A 22,971-nucleotide genomic window follows, 5' to 3' on the forward strand; every position below is an offset into this window, starting at 1 on the left:
CCCACCGAAGGCGTCAAATTCTAGCCATAGGCGCAGGCCGACGCAATGCGCGCAGGGCGGAGAGGGCCCTCGGCGCGGATATTCTGGCCTATTCGGCGACAGCGCTCAAGCGAGCCCTCGGTAGGCCGGTGCTTTTGTCGATCGCCGCGACGAGCAAGGCGTGATCATGATCGGTTTGCGCGGCATAGGCCATTGCGAAAGAGGCGAGGGCGTCGTCGAGAACGTCCGATTTTCCCATATAGCCCGCGATCAGAGCCGGATCGCCGGTGCGCGCATGGGCGCGCGCCAAGGTGCGGCCGCAAAGATTAGCATAGGCCTCCAAGGCCTTGGCCTCGATGACCTCGCCGATGGAGCCGAGGCGCCGGTTCTTGAGCCTCCGCACGTAGAACTGCCGATGGGACTTCACATCTTTTGTCCAGCCGAGGAAGAGATCGCTCGCAGCCTGCAGAGCGCGCTGGCCCTCGACAACGCGTCGGCCTTGCTGGCGGGGTTCGTCCGACGGCGGCGCAATCTTCTCGAGAACCGAATGAAGCGCCTCCTTGACCTGGAGAAACATTGGTTCCTCGTCCGGGGTCATGAAGAGGCCGACGGCGCAATAGGTGCCGACGCTGCCGACGCCGACCACCTTCATGGCGAGGTCGCGCAACGCATAGCGCTCGAACAAGGCGCGCCGTTCCGGCAAAAGCGTGTTGCCGTAGCCGGAAAAGGCCGAATGCGCGTGAATCTTTTGGGCTTTCTCGGTCTCGGTGGTGAAATGATAGATAAGGGGCGGACGATCCTCGATATGCGCCTCGCCGCCTGTTTCCTCCGCGAGATGCGGGAAATTATCGTCGGCTGCGAGATCTTTTTTTGCTTTGACCAAGGTCGATAGAAGCCTCTCGCGAAGCTTCGCGTCTTCGATGCGCAGGACCTCTTTTTCAATCTCCATGCTGATGTACCAGACCTCGAGCGGCGTCTTTTCGGCAAGGTCGAGCATGAAATCGCGATAGGCCTTCACGGCGCTTCGAGCGATGGCGCGGGCCTTCTTGTCCGGCATATGCGCGTCGCGCGCGGCGACCGCGACGCTGGTCGCGAGCCGTTTCAGATCGATGGTGAAATCCACCCCCGGCAACGTCTCGTCGAAATCGTTGATGTCGAACAGCGCGCGTCCTTCGGCGCTGGAGAAGGCGCCGAAATTCATCAAATGGCAGTCGCCGCAGGCTTGCACATTCGCGCCAACGCCGAGTTGCGGGAACTGCGCCAGATCATGGGCCATCACCGCAGCGGCCCCACGGAAGAAGTAAAACGGCGAGGCGGCCATGCGCTTGTAGCGGATGGGCAGCAATTCGGGGATGCGCTCCGCATCGGTCTCGGCGAGTATCGCCACAGGATCGCGCTCCGACGCTGGCGGGCAATCGGCATGGGCTTCACGCGGAACCTTATGGCGCAGCGCTTTGCCGGCCTCATGGCGCTCCGCGCGCGGCCGCCCTTTTTCACGACGACCGATCGTCTCCGCATCTGTCATGATGGCCCTCCATGGATCGAGCTGCGCTTTTTACGCATGCGACAAAGGGATCGCGGCGGGCGCGGCGATTCGCGTTGTCCGACAATCGTGCAGAAAGGAATTTGGTTCCGCTCATCCGCTCCGAGCGCTCTTGCGCGCCGCTGGCGACCGGGCCGATCCAGTCGGTTGGGGCGAGAGGATTTTCATCCTGGAGGCCATTGTGAAACTTTAGCTACTTAGCGTAATGTCCGGCGTTTGCAGTTCCGCTTTCGGCGTTCCACAATATAAATCTTCTCTAGGCTCGGCTCCCGACATGACTGACGAAAATCCTGAAAACTGGCGGTATTTTGTGTCCTATACCGGGGTCAAGCTGCCCGTGAAATTGGTCAATCCGCTCGAAATCGCCGATCTCAATCATCGCAACACCTATATCCGCGCGACATTCGACGCGTTGGAGCGGCTCACCGGCTTCGACAAAATGGTCTATGGCGAAGTGGAGATCTGGCATCGTTACGAATACGATGAAGCTGGCGTCCTGCGCCGCGCTGAGATCAGCATGGATGGCGACGTCACCGAGATGAATTTCGATGAAAGCGGCGTCCTGGTCACCGCGTGATTGGCGCGGCATCGGAGTCCGCTGGGAATGAAGGGGTTGCACGCCGATGATCGTCTCCACCACCAATGAGGTCGCCGGGTTCAAGATCGTCCGCCACCTCGGCTTGGTCCGCGGGATCACGGTGCGCTCGCGGAGCGTCGTCGGTAATTTCGTCGGCGGCATTCAATCGATTTTCGGCGGCCAGATCACGGCCTATGCCGAGCTCGCCGAGCATGCCCGCCAGGAGGCCTTCGACCTGATGTGCGAGCACGCCTCCCAAGGGGGAGCCAACGCCGTCGTCGGCATGCGCTATGACGCCAATGACATTATGGACGGCATAACCGAAGTGCTCGCCTATGGCAGCGCGGTTTGGGTTGAGCCCGTCAACGGGTGAAGGTTTCGCGGGGATAGGCCGGTGGCGGACGAAGCGCAATCACGATCGATCATGGTCGAAGGCATGCTGGTGCAGCCGGCCGAGACCATTTGGCGCGCTCTGACCGAGCCGGATTTAATCGCGCGCTGGTTCATGCCCAATAGTTTCGCCGCCGAGGTCGGGCATAAATATGTCTTCCGCAGCGCGCCGATCGGCGACTGGGACGGGGTCTCCGGCGGCGAGATTCTCGACGCCGATCCGTTTTGGCGGCTGCGCTACACTTGGCGCGGCGGCTCGCACGAGCTGCCGGGCTTCGGCCATTATATCGACACCGTGCTGACCTGGACGCTGTCGCCCTTGCCCAATGGCACCCATGTGCGGCTCGAGCATAGCGGCTTCACCGAGGATTCCGCCGCCGTCTATGCGATCATGAACAGCGAAAACGGCTGGAGCGCCGTGATGAACCGCCTTGCGAAAGTCGTCGTGGAGCTCGACGAGGCGGATTGAGGTCCAGGCCGCGCCGAGCGACCTCAACATTTGGCCTGCGTAAATGCTGTCGACGATCGTTTTTCTCCAGGATGAATCCGCTGGCCCCGCGAGGGCGGACGCCAATTACGTCGTGCGCCTGGTGCGGTCGCTGGCCTCTCTCATCGCAGCCAATGTCGAGGGCCTTTTGCGAGACGTCGCGATCGCCGGCCCGCGCGGGCAGGGCCTTGATATTGTCGCGGACGAGGCTGGATGCGGCCTGATCGAAGCGGAGACAGAGGCGCAATGGCTTCGCCTCGCGCTCGAGGCCGCGCGTGGTCCGGATATCCTGCTTCTTCGCGCCGGGCGCGCGCCGGAAGCCGGCTTTATCGAGGAAGCGCGCGATTTTTTGGCGCGGCGCGGGAGCGGCCATCGCGCGGCGCGCCTTCACGCCGTCCCGGAAACGCTTTTCGAGCGTCTCTTTCCCGATCGCGCGCCGCTCGCAGGCCTGATCGCGCCGCGTGAGCTTTATCTCCGCGCGCCGGCGACGGGATTTCCTGGTCTTGCCCGCGCGATCGGCCCCGCCGCTGCTTTCCGCGCACGGGCGCGGCGGACCTGATTGTCAGAGCCGCAAGCTTTCCTCAAGCTCTCTTATTGAGCGAAAGTGTTGCAGGAATCGACTTCGCCCGATTTCAGCCCCGCGTTGAGCCATTGCTGGCGCTGCGCGGACGAGCCATGGGTGAAGGAATCCGGCACGACATAGCCGCGCGAGGCTTTTTGCAGCTGGTCGTCGCCGATCGCCTGCGCGGTCGCGACGGCTTTCTCCACGTCCCCGGGCTCCAGGATCTGATATTTGCGATTGGCGTTGGCGGCCCAGACGCCGGCGAGGCAATCCGCCATCAGCTCGACGCGAACCGAGAGCGCATTCGCCTGGGCCTTGCTCGAGGCGCGGGCCTGCGCCGCCTGGACCTTCGGCAAGATGCCGAGAAGGTTCTGCACGTGATGGCCGATCTCATGCGAGATGACGTAGGCATAGGCGAAATCGCCGCCGCCGCCGAGACGCTGCTTCATCTCCTGGAAGAAGGAGGTGTCGAGATAGATCTTTTGATCGTTCGGGCAATAGAACGGCCCCATAGCCGCCTGAGCGCCGCCGCAGCCGGATCTCGTTCCGCCCTTGTACATGACCAAGGTGGGATTGACGTAGCGGACGCCCTTTTGCGCCGGGAGAATCTCGGACCAGATGTCCTCGTTCTCGGCGAGGACCGCGGCGACGAACTGCCCCATTTGATCGGATGGGGACCCGGCCTGCCGCTGCGGCGCTTGCTGCGTGGTTTGCGCGCCATGGCGCATGCCGTTCACAAGCTCGGCGCCGCCGATCAGCAGGCGCGGATCGACCCCGAGCGCCCAGCCGATAAGGCCCAGAACGACAATTGCTCCAATGCCTAGGCCCCCGCCACCGCCGCCGAAGCTCGGGCCGCTGGAGCCTCCGTAGCCGTCATCGCGGCGATCCTCGATATTGTCGGAGCGGCGGTAATCTTCCCATCTCATGGCGGGCTCCCGGCTCTTTATGTTTGAGCCTCACGAGAAGCAGTGACCGTGGCCTGGTCTCATGCGCGCCGAGGGCGCGCGCCGGCTGACCGGGCGTCAAGGGAGCTTTACGCCAATTTGGGCCGTATTTTCAAACGATCTCTTCCCGGCGCCGGCCGTCATTCGACCGCTTTTGCTGGTCCTGCGGCGTGTTGCGACGGCGGCTGCAGTCGCGCGATCTCCTTCGCAAGCAGGCGCAGGTCCTGCCACGCCAGCTTCTTCTGCGCCGGCTGGCGTAGAAGATAGGCGGGATGCAGCATCGCGAGCGCCTTGATGCGCTCCGCCCCGCTCAAATAGTCGAGCCAGCGGCCGCGCATGCGCATGATCCCGTCCTTGTTCCCGAGCAGAGTTTGGGCCGAAGCCGCGCCGAGGCAGACCAGGATCTTCGGATGGACGAGCTCGATCTGCCTTCGCGTGAAGGGCAGGCAGACCGAAGTCTCGAGCGGCGTCGGCGTGCGGTTTCCCGGCGGCCGCCAGGGCACCACATTGGCGATATAGACCTTGCTTCGGTCGAGTCCTATGGCCGCCAGCATCTTGTCGAGCAATTGCCCCGCGCGCCCAACGAAGGGAACGCCCTGGCGATCCTCGTCGGCGCCGGGGGCCTCGCCGACGAACATGATCTCAGCCTGCGGATTTCCATCGCCGAAGACGAGCTGCGTCGCCGTCGCTTTGAGGCCGCAGCCTTCGAATTTCAAAAGCGCCTCGCGCAATTCGTCGAGAGTTTGCGCCGATGCGGCGCTCTCCCGCGCCGTCTGCTCGAGACGATCGGCAGGGAGCGCTGCGGGCGGTTCGCGTCGTTCACGGGGCGACTGGCGCGGAGGCGAGGCGGCCGCCTCTGGCTTCGGAGGCGCAGCGGCCGGGGCTGGTGCCTCTCCCAGCGGCGGCGAGAGCGCGGCGGCGCATTCGGCGAGCCGATCATGCGGCGCGTCGTCGACCGCCATGTCAACGCCCATGGCGGAATACCAGCGCAGAAGCGCGATCAAATCCAAATCCGCGGCCAAGTTTGCGCCCGTTCGACGAAATCCAATGCCGCTCGCGAGGTTCGGCGCGGCAATTGAAGCAGGAACTTATATCGTATAGCCCTAAAGGTCCGTCGCACAGGCGTGGCCATGCCGACGGGACCCGACGAGCGCGTTCAAGAATCGAGAAACGATCATGGCAAACGAAGGCTCAAAACTTCCGCCGCGCGAAACCATGGATTTCGACGTCGTCATCGTCGGCGGAGGTCCGGCGGGCCTTTCCGCCGCGATCTGTCTGAAGCAGATCGCCCCAGATCTTTCCGTCGCCGTCATCGAAAAGGGCTCCGAAATTGGCGCCCATATCCTGTCAGGCGCGGTGATCGATCCGCGCGCGCTGGATCTGCTCTTGCCCGACTGGCGCAAGGATAAGGCGCGGCCGCTGACGACGCAGGTGACGGACGACAACTTCTATTTCCTCGGCCACGCCGGCGCCGTGCGGCTGCCGAATTTCGCTCTTCCGAAGCTCATGAGCAATCAAGGCGCCTTCATTGGCTCGCTCGGCAATGTCGCCCGCTATCTCGGCGCGCGGGCCGAGGCGCTTGGCGTCGATATTTTTCCGGGCTTCGCCGGCGCCGAGGTCCTCTACGGCAATGCCGGCGAGGTCATCGGCGTCGCGACCGGGGACATGGGAATCGCGCGCGACGGCCGTCGCAAGAAAAGCTTCTCCCGCGGCATCGAGCTTCGGGCCAAATATACGCTGATCGCCGAGGGCGCGCGGGGCTCCTTGGCCAAGGAACTCATCGCGCGATATGATCTCAGCAAGGATCGCGAGCCGCAGAAATATGGCATTGGCCTGAAGGAGCTTTGGCGCGTCGCTCCGGCCAAGCATCATCCGGGCCTCGTTCAGCACACTTTCGGCTGGCCGCTCGACAGCGGGACAGGCGGCGGCTCTTTTCTCTATCATTTCGAGGACAGACTCGTCGCCGTCGGCTTCGTGGTCCATCTGAACTACGAAAATCCGACCCTCTCGCCCTTTGATGAATTTCAGCGCTTCAAGACCCATTTGATGGTCGCCCCGACCTTGGAGGGCGGTACGCGCCTTTCCTATGGCGCGCGAGCGATCACCGAGGGCGGCTGGCAATCCGTGCCGAAGCTCGCCTTTCCCGGCGGGGCGCTGATCGGCTGCGCGGCGGGCCTCGTCAACGTGCCGCGCATCAAGGGATCGCATAACGCCATATTTTCAGGAATGCTCGCCGCCGAGCATATCGTCGCCGCTCTAAAGGCCGGCCGCGCCCGCGACGAGCTGAGTTCTTATGAAGAGTCCTGGCGCAGCTCGGAGATCGGCCGCGATCTCTACAAGGTCCGCAACGTGAAGCCGCTCTGGTCCAAGCTCGGGACCTATGTTGGAATAGCCCTCGGCGGCCTCGACATGTGGGCCAATGAAACAATTGGCCACTCGCTCTTTGGAACCTTGCGGCATGGCGGGCCGGATTACGCCAGCCTCAAGCCGCTGTGGAAAGTGAAGCCGATCGAATATCCAAAGCCCGACGGCAAGCTGACCTTCGACCGGCTCTCATCTGTGTTCATCTCGAACACCAATCATGAGGAAGATCAGCCGGTCCATCTTCATTTGAAGGACCCCTCGATCCCGATCGAGAAGAACCTGCCGGAATATGGCGAGCCTGCCCGGCTCTATTGCCCGGCCGCCGTCTATGAAGTTGTCTATGGCGATGACGCCACCAAGACCGATCCGCGCTTCGTCATCAACGCGCAGAATTGCGTGCATTGCAAAACTTGCGACATAAAGGATCCGGCGCAAAATATCGACTGGGTTCCGCCCGAAGGCGGCGGCGGGCCGAACTATCCGAATATGTAGCAACCAGTCGGGCCTGCGGCTTACGTCTGCTTGGGACGAGGCGCGGCGGCGCGCGCCAGCCGGTCGTTGATCGCCTCGCCCAATCCGTGATGCGGGATGGGCGCGACCGCGATGCGGGAGGCGCCGAGCGCGTCGAGCTCGCGGAGAAAAGCGAAGAGATTGGCCGCCGCCTCCTGGAGATCGCCCCCCGGCGACAAATCGCGAATCATGGGTCCGATCCGAAAGCGCCCCCCGAAATCGAGGCCGGCCTCATAGGCGTCGAGGTCGATCGCATCGAGCCGAAGTTTTGCGCGTGGCGCATAATGGGAGGCGAGCGCGCCAGGCGCCACGATCTTGCCCGGCGCCGCCTCGGCGAGGGAAAGGCCGAGCGCGGCCTCAATTGCCTCCGTTGCGATCCCGCCGGGCCGCAGCAGGCGGGGGCCTCCATCGAGACAAGAAACGATGGTTGATTCGACGCCGATGGGGGAGGGCCCGCCATCGAGAATGAAATCGACTCGGCGCGCGAGATCTTGCGCCACATGGGCGGCCGAGACCGGGCTGACTCGCCCCGAGCGATTCGCCGATGGCGCGGCGAGCGGTCGTCCGACCGCGGCGATGAGCGCGCGCGCGACGGGATGCGCGGGCGCCCGTAGCGCGACGCTGTCGAGGCCGGCGCGGGCCAAGGCCGAAACGCTCGCGCCCGGCGCCAGCGGCAGCACGAGGGTCAGGGGTCCCGGCCAGAAGGCCTCGGCGAGCCGCCCAGCCTCCTCGGAGAAGACGCCCAGCTCCTGCGCGGCGGCGAGACCTTCGACATGGGCGATCAGCGGATTGAAGCTCGGCCGGCCTTTCGCCGCGAATATGCGCGCGACGGCCGCGTCCGAGGTCGCGTCGGCGCCGAGGCCATAGACGGTCTCGGTCGGAAAGGCGACGAGGCCGCCTTCGCGCAGGATATGCGCCGCTTCCTCTATGGCGCCTTCATCCGCCAAAGGGCGGGGCGCATCCGCCGGATTGATTTTCATATGATGAGCGATCATCCCTGATGACGTTTGAACCTGGGCGCCTTCATAATCGCCGCCTCGCGCCGTACATATCTGCTGCGCGCGGATGAGCTTGGCGTCAATCGACACGTTGGCCGCGCTGGCAAAGGCGGAGATCGATCGATGAGCTATCGCGCGCCCGTTTCCGATATTATCTTTTCCATGACCCATGAAGCCGGACTTGGCGAGGGCATGGCGGATGGCCTTTACGCGGATCTCGACGACGGCTTCCTTGAAGCCACCCTGCGCGAGGCCGGAAAATTCGCCGAAAATATTCTCGCGCCCTTGAACCGCGCAGGCGACAAGGATCCGGCCAGATTGGAGCTGGGCGAGGTGCGCACGACGCCCGGCTGGCCGGCCGCCTATAAGCAATGGATCGCCGGCGGTTGGAACGCCATCACGGCGCCGGCGGATTATGGCGGGATGGCTTTGCCGGCGCTCCTCAATACGGCCTGCATCGAAATCTGGAATTCGGCCAATATGGCCTTCGCCCTTTGCCCCTTGCTGACGCTCGGCGCGATCGAGGCGGTGCATTCGCATGCCGACGATGAGCTGAAGCGCCTCTATCTGGCCAAGCTCGTCTCGGGGGAATGGACCGGCACGATGAATCTCACCGAGCCGCAGGCCGGCTCCGATCTCGGCGCGCTTAGGACCCGCGCCGAGCGGCGGGACGATGGCAGCTACAGGATTTTCGGCTCCAAGATCTTCATCACCTATGGCGAGCATGACCTCGCCGGCAATATCATTCATTTCGTGCTGGCGAGGCTTGCCGACGCGCCGGCGGGAACGCGTGGGATCTCGCTGTTTCTGGTCCCGAAATTTCTCGTCGGCCCCGATGGCGCCATCGGGACCCTCAACGATCTGAAATGCGTGTCCCTCGAGCATAAGCTCGGCATTCACGGATCGCCGACCTGCGTCATGGCCTATGGCGAGCGTGAGGGCGCGATCGGCTATCTCGTCGGCGAGGAGAACAAGGGCCTCGCCTGCATGTTCACCATGATGAACAGCGCGCGGCTCAATGTCGGCGTGCAGGGCGTCGCGATCGCCGAGGCCGCGTTCCAGCAGGCTCTGGCCTATGCGAAGGAGCGCCGCCAGGGCCGGGCGATCGGCGCGACCGGCGAGGGGATGAGCGTGATCATCCATCATCCCGACGTGCGCCGCATGCTCATGACCATGAAGGCGCTGATCGCGGCGGCGCGCGCGATCTGCTTCATGACGGCCTCCGCGATCGACCGATCGCAACGCGCCGAGGACGCCGCGGCTCGAAGGGCCGCCGCCGATCGCGCCTCCTTGTTGACGCCGGTCGCCAAGGCGTTCTCGACCGACATAGGGAGCGAGGTCGCTTCGCTTGGAATCCAGGTTCATGGCGGCATGGGCTATATCGAGGAGACCGGCGCCGCACAATTCCTCCGCGACGCGCGAATCGCCTCCATTTACGAAGGAACCAATGGCATTCAGGCGATCGACCTTGTTCACCGCAAGCTCGGACTGGCAGAAGGCGCGGCGGTCGCCGAAGAAATCGCGCTGATGCGGGCGACGGTCGATGAATTGGAGAAAATCCAAGTCGAAGATTTTGGCGCTATGGCTGCGCGCCTGCGCGAGGCCGTCGGCGCCGTGGATCGGGCGACAGCCTTCATGCAGAAAACTCTGCGCGCGCGGCCCGAAGACGCCCTCGCGGGCGCGACGCCCTATTTGCGGCTCTTCGCCTATGCGCTTGGCGGCTGCGCCTTGGCGCGAGGGGCGCTCGCGGCGCGGAGGCTCTCGAGCGCCGGCGAGACAGATCCAGCCTTGGCGGGGCGGATCGCGACCGCGCGTTTCTTCGCCGAAAATATCGCGAGCGGCGCCGGCGGGCTCGAATTCTCGGTGGTTCATGGCGCGGCGTCGGTCAACGCCGCTGCAGATGCTCTCGCGTCATGACCGTTGGCTCCAACGCGAGCGGCTCTGCGCCGGGCCGCAGCCAGAATATCAAGATCGAACGCGAGGGCCGCGTCCTACACGTGATTTTCGACAGGCCCGAGAAAAAGAACGCGCTGACCAGCGCAATGTATTGCGCCGCGACGCAGGCGCTGGCCGAGGCGGAGGGCGACGGCTCCATAGGCGCCGTGGTCTTCAGCGGCTCCGGCGCGGCCTTCTGCGCCGGCAATGACATCGGAGATTTTCTCGACGCGGGCGCGGATTTGGAGAATTTTCCGGCCTTCGTCTTCATCAAGGCGCTCGCCGGATTCGAGAAGCCCTTGGTCGCGGCGGTGGAGGGGATTGCGGTTGGAATCGGCGCGACGATGATCCTGCATTGCGATCTCGTCTATGTCTCGCCCGGGGCGGTGTTTCGCATGCCTTTCGTGGATCTCGGCCTCGTGCCCGAGGCCGCCTCGTCGCTGCTCCTGCCGCGCCGGATCGGCTTGGCCAAGGCGAGCGAGATTTTGCTTCTCGGCGCGCCTCTCGGGGCGGATGAGGCGGTGCGGCTCGGCCTCGCCAATGAGGTCGTCGCGGCGGGGAAGATCAAGGCTTTCGCAACGGAGCAGGCCGCCCGCCTCGCCGCCAAGCCTCGGGCTGCGCTCGCGGCGGCTCGTCGCCTTATTCGCGGCAATCGCGACGAAATTCTCGCCCGCATCGAGGAAGAGGCGCAACTTTTCGCGATTGCGCTGCAAAGCGAGGAGGCGCGCGCGGCCTTCTCCGCTTTCCTGATGAAGTCGTCTTTCTGATCAGCAGCGCATTACTGCGCCAGGATCTCGACGTCGCGGTCGAGGGTGGATGTGACCTTGAATGTTGTTTGATAGGTCTTGTTGTCGTGCCGGGCGATTGCGACATATTCGCCTTCGGCCAGGATCAGCGAGGGAAAGGCCCCGATCATTTCACGGATCACGTCGCCGCCGGGCGTCAGGATCGTGAAAGCCGTATTGGCGAGCGCCTCGCCGCCGGGCCCGCTGACGAGCTTCAAGGTCATAATGGCGGCGCGATGACGCAAGGTCGCGTCCGTCAATTTGCCTGTCTGCACCCGAAGATCTGCGCTGACGACGGAATTTGTCGGGGCGGCGGCGCCATTGGTCGCCGCGTCGAGCAGGGTGGACACGACATGGTAATTGCCTTCAGGAAGGCCGATCGTGTCGCCAGTCTTGGCGTTGGCGACGACGAGCTTCGCTTCGGAATTATCGCGTTCGGGCACATAGATTGCGATTGACGATCTCGTGGCAGGCATCGGCGCGTCGCCGAGTTGCCCAACGATCCGCAAGGCCCCCGCGTTGAGCACGAGCCTCTCGCTTACGCCCTTGCCTTCGATGGCGACGCGTTTTGTCGCGCCGGCGAGGCCGAATGCGGCGTGGACGATGAAATTGCCATTGTGGAGCGAGAAGGCAGGCGCCGCTTCGGAGGATTGGGCGACGAGCTTATGCGAGCCGTCGATCTCCGCCGCTTCGTCGAAAATCCGCCATTGCAGACCGGCGTGAAGGGACTGGGCGTCGGAGGCGCCGAGCGTCGCGGAGAGATGTAGGATCGATAAGGGAGCGGCGTCCGGGTCCGGCTCCAGGCTGCTCGGTCCAGGCGAAGGCGCGGGAAGATTGTGATTTTCCGCCGGCGCGGCCTGCGTGGCGGCAAGGCCGAGCGCGAATGGGACGACGAAAGACAGTGCGAGACGAAAGGCGGCGCGACCTACGGGCGCCGAGCAAAGCGCAAGAGGCGTTGACGCGCGCGGAAAACTCCGTTTCGCCAATTTTTATTCTCCGTTCCGGTGCAGCACGCTGGAGACCGCCGCAGTCAAATTCGCCATGGAGAGCGGGTGGAAGGAAAATTCGATCCGATGCCGACCGGCCGGCGTCTCAACTCCGCGAAAGAGGACATTGGCTCGGAGCACCGGCCTTTGAACGCCGTCGACGCGCGCCTCCCAGCCCGGATAGAAAAGATCATGGAGGACGACCACGCCTGGCCGGTCAGAGTCCACGTCGATCTCGACGGCATTGTCTGCGTAATTGACGATCGAGACCTTGGCTTTGGCCTGAGAGTCGAGATTGAGCTGGCCGTCATTCGGCTTGGCGCTGAGCGCGCCTAGGCTCGCCTGGTCGATCAAGGCTTCGTTCGACCTGTCGAAATCGGGCAGGGTGAGGTCGTCGAGAATCTGATCGCCGTCGACGGGCTTGATCCTGGAGGCGAAATAGGCCCGCGGCGCGGCCTTGCCGAGCTTGTAAATATAGATTGAATCGCTCGCGTAGATCTGGGTCGCCTTGGGGCGCGGCACATGGCGCGGCAGGCGGACCAACGGTCGGTCGAGGACGAGATATTCGAGTCCGAGAAGTTCCGCGAGATGGCATTTATAGCCCCGGAACGTGCCGGGAAAATGGCGCAGGTTCGGATCGCCGGCATTGTCGCCGGGCCCCACCGCGCGCTCATAGCCCTCGATGCGCAAAGGATTATAGCCGATCGTGTTCTCGAATTTGAGGACCATTGACGCGTTCTGCCAAGGACCGCTGAGGCCTAGGATCTCGACGCGCGGCTGGTCGCCTTCGCGGGCCTTGGCGGCAAGTTCCTTGCGGAGAACCTCGACGCCGGCGGCTTCGGCGGGCTTCATGCGGCTGCTATAGACGCTATAGCGCTCGATCGGCTCCGCGTTGAGGGCGGAGGCGCCGTTGCGCCATAGAATTTCGCCTCCGCTCAGGATAACGAAAAAGGTCGCCGCGAGCGCGCGCTGGCGGCGGTCGCGTAGCCAGAACAAGAGGGCGACCCCGACCGCGCCCAAAGCGCAGGCGAGGCCCAATTGCCCGAGCGAGGCCGACAGGCGGCCTTCGCGCATGGAAAACGCGAGGCCGTCGCCGATCACGACGGCCGCGGCGAGCGCGCTGGCCGCCGCCAGCGTCCAAGCGAGCCATCTCGGGACGAAAGGGAAAAGGCGCGGCAGACCGTCCTGGACGTAGCGGTGCAGAAGAAATCCAGCGCCGAAGGCGAGCGAGATATTGACGATGAAAGTCGCGTCGGCGGGCCGTCGATAGAGCGACACGCCGGGGATCCAGTCGAAGGCCAGCGCAAAAAAAGGCGTATAGCGGCCGAGCGCGTAGAGCGTCGCCGCCGCGAGCACGATGGCGAAGAAGCGGATCGGGCGCAAGAACAGTCTGCCGGCCCCAATGCCGTGCCAAATGACGAGAAGCGCCGGCAAGGTGCCGATAAAAAGGTAATCCACGGCCCGGTCCGTCCAATCGGGCCGGGTCATGGTCGTATATTCGGGGCCCCAATAGTCATAGAGTTGGTCCAGTGAGCCGAAGAAGTTCGGCACGAGCAAAGTGATGAAATTGACCGGCGCGAGAGATCCGGCGGCTGCGACCCCGAAGGAAATGCCAGGCCGATTGGAATTGGCGAGAAATTGCAGAGTGAGCAGCGTCGGAATGGCCATGATTGCGCCAATGACGGCGCAGGCGAGGGAGAGGACGCCGAGGCGCGCCCGCACATAGGCGAGGGCTTCTCCCGAATAAATCGCCAGGAAAACCAGCCGCCCGACCAGAACGGCGCAAAGCAGAAAAGCGACCTGGTCGCGGCCGAGCGCCATGAGCGCGGCGAAAAGTCCAAACAAAGCGGCGAAAAGATACGAGCGCCGCTCGAGCGCGATCTCGAGGCACCAAAACGCCGCCGGGAAAAAGGAATAGGAAATGATCATCCCGGTATGCTGCAGCCGCGAGGATGCGGCGCCGCCGAGCATGAAAATGGCGGCCGCGAGCGCCGCGCCAGCGGCGTGCCAGCGCCAACGCCGGCAAATGCCGAGGACGGAAAATCCGCCGAAGGCCAGATGCGCCAGAATGATCGCGTCGAACATTTGCATCGAGGCGCTAGGCGCGATCAGCGCGAAAAGCGCCATGCTAGGGGTGAAAATCAAGGATTGTGGGTCGGCGATCGATGGATGGCCTGCGAAATGATAAGGGTTCCAAAGCGGAATCTCGCCGCGCTGGAAGGCGTCGCCGAGAAAGCGGAACATGGGATAAAAGTGATTTTTGGAATCCCAGGGCACCACGGTTCCGCTGAGGAGCCAGCAGGCGAGGGCGAGAGCGAAAAAGAGGCCCAAGCCGATCGCCGCGCCTGAGGTCGCCTTGGGGCTCCAAGCCTGCGAGCGGGCGCGCTCAACCACCCCGCCGATGGGCGGGGCCTTGCCCCCGCGGCCGACGCGAGACGCGGAGGGATAGGCGACGGTGTCCAAGAGCGACATGGCGGGTTCCAAATGACGCAAACGAAGCGGGCGCAAACGGAGAGGCGCGCTCAATATGCCAAAATTCAAGGCAAAATCATGCGGAGGCTAGAGACATCGACGACCACCGTAGAGCTAACGCTTGGAAAGGAGTTTGCTTGGCCGAAGAGCTTTATGCAAGACCTAACTCTCTATGGATTAGATAGGATTTGTAGTCGGGCCTCGCCAAAAGTTACGAAGACACCGCCGGCTTTTCTCGCGATGTGGAGTTTATCGCGGAACTCCAATGATTTAGATCGGAAAGCATGAACCCGCCATGAATGACGTGATCGCACTCCTCACCTCCCGCCGCTCAGCGCCGGCGGCGAGCCTATCCGAACCCGGCCCGAGCGCCGAAGACATTGATTTGATGTTGAAGATCGCCTCGCGCGTTCCTGACCACGGCAAGCTCGCGCCTTGGCGGTTCATTGTCTTTGCTGGGGAGGCGCGCGACCGGGCCGGTGCGATCGTCGCCCAGCATTATGCGACGGCGCATCCTGACGCGGACGCCGCCAAATTGGAGATTGAGCGCAAGCGCTTCTCGCTAGCCCCATTGGTTGTCGGAGTCGTGTCCCGCGCGGCGCCGCATCCCAAAATTCCCGAATGGGAGCAGGTCCTCTCGGCCGGCGCGGTCTGCATGAACCTGATTGTGGCGGCCAATGCGCTCGGCTTCGCCTCGGTCTGGCTGTCCGAATGGCATTCCTATGATCGGGCGGTTCTCGCGCGCTTCGGGCTCGCCGAGACTGAAAAGATAGCCGGATATATTCACATCGGCCGGGCCCCGGTCGGACGCGAGGATCGCCCGCGCCCGGACTTGGCTCAGATCGTGACCTGGTTCTCCTAGAGCATGCTCCAACGTTTGATCTCGAGCGGGTTCTTGTCGATTGGACGATGCCGTCCAATCGGAACGCGCTCTAACGCAACGCGCGGGGGCTCGATCACGCTTCGCTCGATGGGTCACGCCGCCTTGTCGAGCTTCGATCTTTTCGAACCGAAGAGGCGCCGCCAGAATGTCTTTTGCGCTTCCACCTCGATTTCGCTTTTGGCGCGTTGGTCGGTCAGGAGCTTCACGGCGCTGGTCTGATCCTCGATCAATTTCAAAAGCCGCAGGCGTTCTTCCTGCCAATTTTGCGACATGCGGCCGCGATCCTCGCGCAATTGCGCCCGGTCTTGCTCGAGATCGGAGATCCGCCGATCCTTTTCCGCGAGGAGATGCTTCAATCCAGCGAGCTGAATCTCGAAAGCCGCCGAATAGGGCGAGGTTTCCATCTGGCCCTTGCTCGGTTTCCAATCGTCCAGCGAGAGTTCATCGGGTTCGGGCTTGGAGGTTTTCGGGAACACGCGGAAAAGCTCGGCCGGATCGATCTTGTATCCGGCGGTTCCTTTTTCCGTGTACGATAATTTGCCAGAAGACAGAGCCTTCGAGATGGTGGATTTGGCGACTCCCGCCTCCTTGGCGGCCTGCCCAAGACTGAAATACATGGCGCGTTTCCAAACGTACGGGTGAGTGTTTGGAAACTCTTTCTCAAAACACTTAAACAAATATTAAGCGCGATTTGAGGTTGACGTAGGCGAAGCGCAATTTCCTTTGGGGCAGGCGCTTCGATAGCGAGAGTCTTCGCCGAACCGGCGCCTCCGCGAGAACGGCTTCGTCGCGATCGCGGTTCGAGGGATATAAGGACGGGTTCGCCAAGGAGGCCGCCGAATGAAAATCCGCGCCGATTTTTCCCAACGCGTCGTCGTTCGCCCCGGCGAGACCGATTGGGTCCCCTCGCCCCAGCCCGGCGTCGATCGGTTGATGCTCGACCGCATTGGCGGCGAAATCGCCCGCGCGACCAGCCTGGTGCGCTTCAGTCCCGGCGCGTTTTTCCCGTTTCATGAACATGGCGGCGGCGAGGAGTTTTTTGTGCTGGACGGTCTGTTCGAGGATGAATATGGGCGCTATCCGGCTGGAGCCTATGTGAGGGATCCCATCGGCTCCTCCCACGCGCCCTTTGCGACAGACGGCTGCACGATCTTCGTGAAGCTCTGGCAATTCGCGTCCGAAGATCAGGCTCGCGTCGTCGTCGATACGGCTTCGGCCGCTTGGAAACAGACGCAGACGCCGGGCCTCGCGACCATGTCGCTCCATGCTTTCGCCGGCGTTTCCACTTCTTTGATGCGACTGGCGCCCGGCCTCGTCGTCGCGCGGCGACTCGATCCACGCGGAGAGGAAATTCTCGTCATCGAGGGCGCCTTAAGCGACGCGGATGGCGAATATTCAAAAGGAGCCTGGATTCGCGATCCGGGCGGCCGCGAAACCGTTTTCTCTTCGCAAGAGGGCTGCATCCTGCTTACGAAAACCGGCCACCTGCCGCCGGATCTGTCGCGGCTTCCTGGCTTTGCCGAGGCCGCCGCGAGCTAAGCTGCGAAGGCTCAGGCGGAGCCGTCGGCGCGACGTTCTGAATTGGCTCGCGCATCGACAGGGATCGGCGCTTTGAACCCCGCTTCGAAGCCGGCGATCTCGATCTTCGTCGCCGGCGCCGCCGCCGGGTTGAAGAAGCCCTCCGCCTTGAATTGCTTGAAAATCTCGAAATGAAGATCGCTGCGCGCGCGGGACAGCATCTCGACGTCATTGATGAAAAGAGCCAGCTCGAAATCGAGCGCGCTGCCGGACATGCGGGTGAAAAGGATTTGCGGCGCCGGGATCTTGAGGACGAGATCATGCGCCTTCGCAATCGCGACCAAGACCTCGCGAACGCGCTCCGGATCGGCCGTCGCGGCGACGGTCAAGGGAATCACCAGGCGGCTCGTGCGGTCGCCGCGGATCAGATTCTTCACCACGCCGCTGACCAGGCTCGAATTGGGGATGATGACCTGGGATCGGTCGAAGGTCTCAATTTCGGTGGAGCGGACATTGATGCGGCGGACATAGCCTTGATCGGCGCCGACGATGATCCAATCGCCGACGCTCACCGCGCGCTCCCAAAGGAGGATGAGGCCGGAGACAAAATTATTGACGATCGATTGCAGGCCGAAGCCGATGCCGACCGACAGGGCGCCGGCGACAAGCGCGAGCTTCTCGACGCTGAGCCCGAGATAGCCGAAGGAGAGCGCCGCCGCCGTGATGAAGCCGAAATAGCCGAGGCTGGTCTTGATTGAATTGGCGAGCGCGGGATCGAGACGGGTTTGCGGCAGAAGGCTTTGATCGAGCCAACGCAAAAGGGTGTGGGCCGCGCCATAGGCGAAGCCAAAAATGGCGATGGCGACGACGACATTGGCCGGAGAAATGGTGACGTCGCCGACGCTGAAGCCGAAAAATGCCGCGCGAAGATCGAAGGGCGCGTCGGCGGATCTCGGTCCCAAAGGTTGGAGCACGAGTATCGCGGCTATGCAAAGAAGCGCGAGCCTCGCTGCGCCCGACAAAAGGACGCCGAGGAGAGGGAGCGACTCGCGTCTAACGCCCAAGCTCGCCATGAGCCAGCGCCCGAAAAAAGTCGTGGGCTTGAAGCCGGCGGCGCACGCTTCGTCGATGAGGACGGCGGACATGTTTAGCAGCGCGGCGACGGCGCCGATCCAAAGCGCCTGGTCGAGAAGGAAGCTCGCGAAAGTCGGATAGCCGAACAGGACCGCGGCGATGTCGACGACGCCGGCGAGCCACGCGAGAACGCGCAAGAGGCTGAACCAGTGGATCTGACTTGCGGCGCGCGCCTCGGAACGATCGTCGCTCGAGCTGAGGCCCCAAAGGCCGGCGCCGAGCGCGGCCGCCGCGACAATCGAGCCGATCCCTCGGGTCGCGACCGAAAATTGCAGGGAGACATTGAGAATGTCGTTCATCGCTTCGACGAGGCGGGTCGAAGAGACGATGCAGGCCACGAAGATTGCGACTTGGACAAGGCGCCGGCTCGCGGGATCGTCGAGTTGGGGCAATCGCCAATGTGGCCTTGACGGCGCGAAAAGGCCGATCGTAATTCCCGCTGCAAGGGCAATTCGGACCACGCTCAGCCCGGTGGCCTGCAGAAATGGCCGCAGCGGATCGCCGGCGAGGCCGAATGCGTCAAGGACGACGCCTAGAACATAGGTCAGGGCGATCGGCGGAAGAGCGATCGCGAGCGCGATCCACCAGGCGCCGAGGGCCTTGAGCAGGCGGCTCGGCGCGAGGACCTCGGCCCGACGCGAAAGCACGCGCCGGGCGAGCCAGACCAGCAAGGCGTAAAAGGATGCGATGGCGGCGAGCCCGCCCCAGAAACCCCAATTGCGCCAGCCGTCGAATTTTGCGTTGATGGACTTGAACCATTCGACGAAGAGCGTCTGCGCGGCGGCGAAATTCGACGGCGCCTCGCTCCAGACATCGACCCAGAGCACGGAATCGGTGAGGCTTGGCGCCCGCTCGAATAGCGAACTGGCGAACAAGGCGCGCTGGCGCGCCGCGATGGCCGCGCGGATCTGATCGGTCCTCACGCTGAGCAGCTTCGCCCGCTTGGAAAGCTCGTCGGCGTCGTTGAAGCTCTTTTGCTGGGCGGCGCGCTCCGCTGTCACGGCCTGGCTTTCCGGCGGCGCCTTTTCGTCCGGCGCGGGTCCAAGCTGGTCCAATCTCGTTTTGATTTCGGCGAGCTTGGGGGCGATCTGCTCGATCGCCGCATTGAGCTGGTCGGCTATCGGGCCGATCTGCTGACGCAAAGCTTGAAGATCTGGATCGGTGAGATTGCGGCGATCGAGGCTCGACTCGATCTGCTTCAGCGTCGCATTGATCTTGTCGAGATCGGCGCCGGTCATCATGCGCATCGGCGCGACGGTCGGCTGTTGCCCGGATGGCGAGGGGGACGGCCCGGGCCCTTGGGCGAAAGCTGTCCCGATCGCGCAAAGGGCGACGAAATAAATCGCCCGGACTAGAGATTTCAGCAATTCGTTCCCTTTGAACCTGACTGAGGCGGCGAAAGCCTCGGCGTTAACGCGAGCCGTTTCAGCTCTTGCGCCTTTGGCTAGCGATTCGCGCGTCAGCGCGCAAATCGGGCGCTGGGTCCTGCGGCGGATAGAGATGCGTCGCGCCGCGATAATCCTCGATGCGGAAGAAGCCTTCGCGCGCGCTCTCCGTCAAGTAATTCGGTCCGATCGGCGTCTTGCCGAGGCCGCCCGGCAGATCCAGCATATAGGTCGGTTGACATAAGCCAGAGAGCCGGCCGCGCAATTGCCGGATCAACTCCTGGCCTCTGGCGATCGGCACGCGAAAATGCGCGGTGCCCGGCGCGAGGTCGAGCTGGTGCAGATAATAGGGCTTGATCCGCGCCTCGACGAAACCGCGCATCAAGGCCGCGAGAGTCTCCGCGTCGTCGTTCACTCCAGCGAGAAGCACGGTCTGGCTTAGCATTGGAATCCCGGCGTCGATGAGGCGGGCGCAGGCGGCGCGAGCGCGGGGGGACAATTCGCGGGGATGGTTCGCGTGCAAGGCGAGATAGACGGTCTTGCCGCTCGCCCGCAAGCTCGCGGCAAGTTGATCCGTGACGGCGTCCGGATCGACCGCGGGGACGCGCGTATGAAGGCGAACGATCTTCACGTGGTCGATCGTCGAAAGCCGCATCATGATGTCGTCGAGCCGACGGGGCGACAGCATCAGCGGATCGCCTCCGGTGAGGATCGCCTCCCAGATCTCTGGATGATCGGCGACATAGGCGAAGGCGGCGTCGAGCGCGGCGGGCGACAGAAATGCCGGGGCGCCGGGTCCCACGGTCTCACGGCGAAAGCAGAAGCGGCAATAGACCGGGCAATGATGCAGGAATTTCAAAAGCACGCGGTCGGGATAGCGATGGACGATTCCGTCGACCGGGCTGAACGCGTCATCGCCGACTGGGTCCACTCTCTCATGGGGCGAGACCTTGAGTTCAGCCAGGTCCGGCAGGAATTGGCGCGCGATCGGATCATGGGGATCGGCGCGGTCGATCAGTCCCGCGACCGTCTCGGTCAGGCCGATGGCGTAGCTGCGACTCACGCGCTCCAGGGCGTCCCGCTCGGATTCCGCCGCTAGGCCGGCCGCGACGAGATCGCCGGCGCCGCGCAGCGCCGGACCGTGATTTTTCATGGCGCGGTCGGGCTTTCGGCCACGGGCGTCCAGATCACTTGCTCAATATGCGTCGCGCCCGTGGCGAGCATGACGAGCCGGTCGAAGCCGAGCGCGATCCCGCACGCCTCCGGCATTTCCGAGAGAGCCGCGAGAAAATCTTCGTCGAGCGGGTAGGACTCGCCATAAATTCGTTGCCGCTCCGCCATTTCCGCCTCGAAGCGCCGACGCTGCTCAATTGGATCGGTCAATTCGCCGAACCCGTTGGCGAGTTCGACGCCGCAGGCATAAAGCTCAAAACGCTCGGCGAAGCGTCGATCCAGCCCCAATTTGGCGAGCGCCGCCTCGCTCGCGGGATAATCGATGAGGATCGTCGCCCGTCCATGGCCGAGATTGCGCTCGATCTTCTCGCTGAGCACTTTGCTGAAAATATCCGACCAGCTGTCGTCTTCGACAATTCTGATCCCGCGCGCGCGGGCGTGGGCGGCGAAAGCCTCGCGATCCGGCTCGAGGCCTTGAAGCAACGACAGGAGATCGATCCCGGCGTGACGGTCGAACGCCTCGACGACGCTCAAGATCTCGGGTTCGGCGAAAGGATTGGCGAAATGCCCCGCATAGCTCAAGTCCTGCGCGCCCGCCGCCCTGGCGGTTGCGGCGAGAAGCCCGGCGCAATCCTCAATGAGTCTCTGGTAGGGCTCGTCGGCCCGATACCATTCGAGCATGGTGAATTCCGGGTGGTGGAGCCTTCCCCTCTCGCGGTTCCGGAAGACATGGCCGAAGGCGAAGATCCGCTTTTCGCCCGCGGCGAGCAGCTTCTTCGCCGCGAACTCCGGCGAACTATGGAGATAAAGTCGTGATCCCTGGCCCGTAGGATCGATGATCTCGGTCGAGAAAGCGCTGATATGGGCTTCGTTTCCGGGCGAGACCTGGAGAATGGCAGGGTCGAACTCGATAAAAGAGTCGGAGGCGAAGAAGGCGCGCGCCGCCGTCGCTATTTTCGCGCGCGCGGCGAGAAACGGCCGTCGGTCGCGGTGAATATGCGGCCGCCACCAGGGCGACGGTTTGGCTGCGGCCTCTATCATTGCGCTATTTCGCTTGAAAAAGAACCCGGAAGGCGGTTAGCGAAGGGCCGCGCCATTGCGTGCGCCTCTCGCTCCCGCCAGCTCATCGGCGCGAGCCATCTCGGGCGGACGGCTCTGCGGGATCAGCATCGTATAAAGGAAAGCCAGTGAAAGTCATCGCCAGTTCGATTCGCAAGGGCAATATCATAGAGCGGGAAGACGGCCAGCTCTATGTGGTCCTGACCGCGGAAAGCTTTCATCCGGGCAAGGGCACGCCGACGACGCAAATCGACATGCGACGCCTCTCGGATGGCGTGAAGACGACGGACCGCTATAAGACGACCGAGCAGGTCGAGCGCGCCTATGTCGAGGATTCGAATTTCAATTATCTCTATCAGGATTCCGACGGCTATACGTTTATGAACGCTGAGACCTATGATCAGGTCATTGTTCCGCCGGACGTGATCGGCGATCAGGCGCAATGGCTGCAGGAAGGCATGACATGCGTCCTCTCGATCTTCAACGGGGTCGCCGTCGCGATCCAGCTGCCGCCGCGCGTCACGCTCGAGATCCTCGAGACCGAGCCGGCGATGAAAGGGCAGACCGCCTCGTCCTCCTATAAGCCGGCGAAGCTTTCGAATGGCGCTCGAGTCATGGTGCCCCCGCATATCGCCGCCGGCGTCCGCGTCGTCGTCCAAACCGAGGACGGCTCTTACGTGGAACGCGCGAAGGATTAAGAACTTCGGAGAAATATGCCTAGCGGCGTAGAAAAACGGGGTAGGGGACGGAAAAGTCTTCGAGATTAAGCTCCGAGCTTCTCCTGCGCGCTAGCGAAGTCAAAGCCCGCGGTCGTGGTGCCTCTATCGGCGTCCTTCGAGCTTCGCCTCGATCTGCTGCAACAACATGCGGATCGCCGGCGGCTCGCTTTGAGCCGGCGGCAATTCGAAGGTTTTCCTCAGTCTGACGCCGATTTGCGCGTCAAAAGACTTCCCGAGGAAGCGGGCGAATTGCGGCGTCTCGAACTTGCTTTCGCCGAGCAAGTGACCGCGCATGCCGTCGCCTTTCAGCATCTTATTCATCGAAGCAATTCTTCTTCGCCATCAGGGCGGGTGAATAGTGACAATTGATATTGTCGAAACTGCGGATTCGCCGTGGCCTGAGTCCTATCGCTCGCCACATATGATTTCGCACTTGCTACCACCCTTGAACTTGGCAATCGTTATTTCGTTCCATGCTTAATATTGTCGCACAACCTTGCACGGAACGTGACTTCCCGCCAACGGGGCGAGCATCTTGAAGTCTGAACGCTTCAGGGTCCGGTTCAAA

At 63.1% G+C, this 22,971-nt stretch carries 21 protein-coding genes; 10 read left to right on the forward strand and 11 right to left on the reverse strand.

The genetic code is table 11. From position 1 onward, the window contains the following. Nucleotides 1-88 precede the first annotated feature (88 nt). Nucleotides 89-1,504 (reverse strand): DUF2252 domain-containing protein, encoded by a 1,416-nt coding sequence (locus METAC_RS22450; RefSeq protein WP_051335397.1) that lies wholly within the window; start codon nucleotides 1,502-1,504, stop codon nucleotides 89-91. 292 nt (nucleotides 1,505-1,796) lie between these two features. Between METAC_RS22450 and METAC_RS0105350 the strand changes: the two genes are divergently transcribed. From METAC_RS0105350 to METAC_RS22455, 4 genes are read left to right on the forward strand one after another with little or no spacing between them, the layout of a single operon-like run. Then, nucleotides 1,797-2,099, forward strand: coding sequence for a DUF6156 family protein (locus tag METAC_RS0105350; RefSeq protein WP_026606226.1), 303 nt, complete (start codon nucleotides 1,797-1,799; stop codon nucleotides 2,097-2,099). 46 nt (nucleotides 2,100-2,145) lie between these two features. Then, a complete protein-coding gene (locus tag METAC_RS0105355; RefSeq protein ID WP_026606227.1) occupies nucleotides 2,146-2,472 on the forward strand; it encodes a YbjQ family protein in 327 nt (108 codons plus the stop codon). A gap of 21 nt (nucleotides 2,473-2,493) precedes the next feature. Continuing rightward, nucleotides 2,494-2,958 (forward strand): SRPBCC family protein, encoded by a 465-nt coding sequence (locus tag METAC_RS0105360; protein WP_026606228.1) that lies wholly within the window; start codon nucleotides 2,494-2,496, stop codon nucleotides 2,956-2,958. A 43-nt stretch (nucleotides 2,959-3,001) separates the two neighbouring features. Beyond that, nucleotides 3,002-3,535: a hypothetical protein gene (locus METAC_RS22455; protein WP_051335398.1), complete on the forward strand. Its 534-nt coding sequence runs from the start codon at nucleotides 3,002-3,004 to the stop codon at nucleotides 3,533-3,535. Between the two features lie 32 nt (nucleotides 3,536-3,567). Here the strand turns inward: METAC_RS22455 and ypfJ are convergent, their stop codons facing one another. Both ypfJ and METAC_RS22460 read right to left on the reverse strand, forming a co-directional pair. Further along, nucleotides 3,568-4,464: a KPN_02809 family neutral zinc metallopeptidase gene (gene ypfJ, locus METAC_RS0105370; protein WP_026606229.1), complete on the reverse strand. Its 897-nt coding sequence runs from the start codon at nucleotides 4,462-4,464 to the stop codon at nucleotides 3,568-3,570. Between the two features lie 158 nt (nucleotides 4,465-4,622). Then, nucleotides 4,623-5,456 (reverse strand): uracil-DNA glycosylase, encoded by an 834-nt coding sequence (locus METAC_RS22460; RefSeq protein ID WP_051335784.1) that lies wholly within the window; start codon nucleotides 5,454-5,456, stop codon nucleotides 4,623-4,625. A gap of 202 nt (nucleotides 5,457-5,658) precedes the next feature. Here METAC_RS22460 and METAC_RS0105380 point away from each other — a divergent pair, with 202 nt between their 5' ends. Further along, a complete protein-coding gene (locus METAC_RS0105380) occupies nucleotides 5,659-7,338 on the forward strand; it encodes an electron transfer flavoprotein-ubiquinone oxidoreductase (protein ID WP_026606230.1) in 1,680 nt (559 codons plus the stop codon). A gap of 20 nt (nucleotides 7,339-7,358) precedes the next feature. Here the strand turns inward: METAC_RS0105380 and METAC_RS22465 are convergent, their stop codons facing one another. Beyond that, nucleotides 7,359-8,336, reverse strand: a complete 978-nt coding sequence (locus METAC_RS22465; protein WP_036256019.1) for an L-threonylcarbamoyladenylate synthase — start codon at nucleotides 8,334-8,336, stop codon at nucleotides 7,359-7,361. 141 nt (nucleotides 8,337-8,477) lie between these two features. Here METAC_RS22465 and METAC_RS0105390 point away from each other — a divergent pair, with 141 nt between their 5' ends. Next, a complete protein-coding gene (locus tag METAC_RS0105390; RefSeq protein WP_026606231.1) occupies nucleotides 8,478-10,271 on the forward strand; it encodes an acyl-CoA dehydrogenase family protein in 1,794 nt (597 codons plus the stop codon). Beyond that, nucleotides 10,268-11,056: an enoyl-CoA hydratase-related protein gene (locus tag METAC_RS0105395; protein WP_051335399.1), complete on the forward strand. Its 789-nt coding sequence runs from the start codon at nucleotides 10,268-10,270 to the stop codon at nucleotides 11,054-11,056. Before METAC_RS0105390 ends, METAC_RS0105395 begins: the two co-directional genes overlap by 4 nt. 11 nt (nucleotides 11,057-11,067) lie before the next feature. On the opposite strand, the gene METAC_RS0105400 is transcribed toward METAC_RS0105395, so the two are convergent. Both METAC_RS0105400 and METAC_RS0105405 read right to left on the reverse strand, forming a co-directional pair. Next, nucleotides 11,068-12,060 carry a hypothetical protein gene (locus METAC_RS0105400; protein ID WP_051335400.1) on the reverse strand — a complete coding sequence of 331 codons (993 nt, stop codon included), beginning with the start codon at nucleotides 12,058-12,060 and terminating at the stop codon, nucleotides 11,068-11,070. Nucleotides 12,061-12,063: 3 nt separating this feature from the next. Beyond that, the gene (locus tag METAC_RS0105405) at nucleotides 12,064-14,532 is read right to left on the reverse strand and encodes a glycosyltransferase family protein (RefSeq protein WP_026606234.1); all 2,469 of its coding nucleotides are present in this window, start codon (nucleotides 14,530-14,532) and stop codon (nucleotides 12,064-12,066) included. A 295-nt stretch (nucleotides 14,533-14,827) separates the two neighbouring features. On the opposite strand from METAC_RS0105405, the gene METAC_RS0105410 reads away from it, so the two are divergent. Next, a complete protein-coding gene (locus METAC_RS0105410; protein ID WP_026606235.1) occupies nucleotides 14,828-15,394 on the forward strand; it encodes a nitroreductase family protein in 567 nt (188 codons plus the stop codon). 113 nt (nucleotides 15,395-15,507) lie between these two features. Here the strand turns inward: METAC_RS0105410 and METAC_RS0105415 are convergent, their stop codons facing one another. Further along, complete coding sequence (locus METAC_RS0105415) at nucleotides 15,508-16,032, reverse strand: hypothetical protein (protein WP_026606236.1); 525 nt, start codon at nucleotides 16,030-16,032, stop codon at nucleotides 15,508-15,510. A 223-nt stretch (nucleotides 16,033-16,255) separates the two neighbouring features. On the opposite strand from METAC_RS0105415, the gene METAC_RS0105425 reads away from it, so the two are divergent. Next, a complete protein-coding gene (locus tag METAC_RS0105425; protein WP_026606238.1) occupies nucleotides 16,256-16,954 on the forward strand; it encodes a cupin domain-containing protein in 699 nt (232 codons plus the stop codon). Between the two features lie 11 nt (nucleotides 16,955-16,965). Here the strand turns inward: METAC_RS0105425 and METAC_RS22470 are convergent, their stop codons facing one another. From METAC_RS22470 to epmA, 3 genes are read right to left on the reverse strand one after another with little or no spacing between them, the layout of a single operon-like run. Beyond that, on the reverse strand, nucleotides 16,966-19,434 hold the full coding sequence (locus METAC_RS22470) for a DUF3772 domain-containing protein (protein WP_051335401.1): 2,469 nt from the start codon (nucleotides 19,432-19,434) through the stop codon (nucleotides 16,966-16,968). Between the two features lie 58 nt (nucleotides 19,435-19,492). Then, nucleotides 19,493-20,605, reverse strand: coding sequence for a lysine-2,3-aminomutase-like protein (locus METAC_RS22475; RefSeq protein WP_051335402.1), 1,113 nt, complete (start codon nucleotides 20,603-20,605; stop codon nucleotides 19,493-19,495). After that, the gene (gene epmA / locus METAC_RS0105440) at nucleotides 20,602-21,666 is read right to left on the reverse strand and encodes an EF-P lysine aminoacylase EpmA (RefSeq protein ID WP_026606239.1); all 1,065 of its coding nucleotides are present in this window, start codon (nucleotides 21,664-21,666) and stop codon (nucleotides 20,602-20,604) included. Before epmA ends, METAC_RS22475 begins: the two co-directional genes overlap by 4 nt. Nucleotides 21,667-21,812: 146 nt before the next feature. On the opposite strand from epmA, the gene efp reads away from it, so the two are divergent. Continuing rightward, complete coding sequence (efp, locus tag METAC_RS0105450) at nucleotides 21,813-22,382, forward strand: elongation factor P (protein ID WP_026606240.1); 570 nt, start codon at nucleotides 21,813-21,815, stop codon at nucleotides 22,380-22,382. Between the two features lie 123 nt (nucleotides 22,383-22,505). Here efp and METAC_RS0105455 read toward each other — a convergent pair whose 3' ends face one another. Next, nucleotides 22,506-22,724 (reverse strand): hypothetical protein, encoded by a 219-nt coding sequence (locus tag METAC_RS0105455; RefSeq protein WP_026606241.1) that lies wholly within the window; start codon nucleotides 22,722-22,724, stop codon nucleotides 22,506-22,508. Nucleotides 22,725-22,971 lie beyond the last annotated feature (247 nt).

The organism is Methylocapsa acidiphila B2 (genome assembly GCF_000427445.1).
In the GTDB taxonomy this organism is placed as follows: Bacteria; Pseudomonadota; Alphaproteobacteria; order Rhizobiales; family Beijerinckiaceae; genus Methylocapsa; species Methylocapsa acidiphila.

What these genes read in the sequence shown, in the direction of transcription:
- METAC_RS22450 (WP_051335397.1), bottom strand. Translation starts at nt 1,504, where the DNA reads ATGACAGATGCGGAGACGATCGGTCGTCGTGAAAAAGGGCGGCCGCGC.
- METAC_RS0105350 (WP_026606226.1), top strand. Translation starts at nt 1,797, where the DNA reads ATGACTGACGAAAATCCTGAAAACTGGCGGTATTTTGTGTCCTATACC.
- METAC_RS0105355 (WP_026606227.1), top strand. Translation starts at nt 2,146, where the DNA reads ATGATCGTCTCCACCACCAATGAGGTCGCCGGGTTCAAGATCGTCCGC.
- METAC_RS22455 (WP_051335398.1), top strand. Translation starts at nt 3,002, where the DNA reads ATGCTGTCGACGATCGTTTTTCTCCAGGATGAATCCGCTGGCCCCGCG.
- ypfJ (WP_026606229.1), bottom strand. Translation starts at nt 4,464, where the DNA reads ATGAGATGGGAAGATTACCGCCGCTCCGACAATATCGAGGATCGCCGC.
- METAC_RS22460 (WP_051335784.1), bottom strand. Translation starts at nt 5,456, where the DNA reads ATGGGCGTTGACATGGCGGTCGACGACGCGCCGCATGATCGGCTCGCC.
- METAC_RS0105380 (WP_026606230.1), top strand. Translation starts at nt 5,659, where the DNA reads ATGGCAAACGAAGGCTCAAAACTTCCGCCGCGCGAAACCATGGATTTC.
- METAC_RS22465 (WP_036256019.1), bottom strand. Translation starts at nt 8,336, where the DNA reads ATGAAAATCAATCCGGCGGATGCGCCCCGCCCTTTGGCGGATGAAGGC.
- METAC_RS0105390 (WP_026606231.1), top strand. Translation starts at nt 8,478, where the DNA reads ATGAGCTATCGCGCGCCCGTTTCCGATATTATCTTTTCCATGACCCAT.
- METAC_RS0105395 (WP_051335399.1), top strand. Translation starts at nt 10,268, where the DNA reads ATGACCGTTGGCTCCAACGCGAGCGGCTCTGCGCCGGGCCGCAGCCAG.
- METAC_RS0105405 (WP_026606234.1), bottom strand. Translation starts at nt 14,532, where the DNA reads ATGTCGCTCTTGGACACCGTCGCCTATCCCTCCGCGTCTCGCGTCGGC.
- METAC_RS0105410 (WP_026606235.1), top strand. Translation starts at nt 14,828, where the DNA reads ATGAATGACGTGATCGCACTCCTCACCTCCCGCCGCTCAGCGCCGGCG.
- METAC_RS0105415 (WP_026606236.1), bottom strand. Translation starts at nt 16,032, where the DNA reads ATGTATTTCAGTCTTGGGCAGGCCGCCAAGGAGGCGGGAGTCGCCAAA.
- METAC_RS0105425 (WP_026606238.1), top strand. Translation starts at nt 16,256, where the DNA reads ATGAAAATCCGCGCCGATTTTTCCCAACGCGTCGTCGTTCGCCCCGGC.
- METAC_RS22475 (WP_051335402.1), bottom strand. Translation starts at nt 20,605, where the DNA reads ATGAAAAATCACGGTCCGGCGCTGCGCGGCGCCGGCGATCTCGTCGCG.
- epmA (WP_026606239.1), bottom strand. Translation starts at nt 21,666, where the DNA reads ATGATAGAGGCCGCAGCCAAACCGTCGCCCTGGTGGCGGCCGCATATT.
- METAC_RS0105455 (WP_026606241.1), bottom strand. Translation starts at nt 22,724, where the DNA reads ATGAATAAGATGCTGAAAGGCGACGGCATGCGCGGTCACTTGCTCGGC.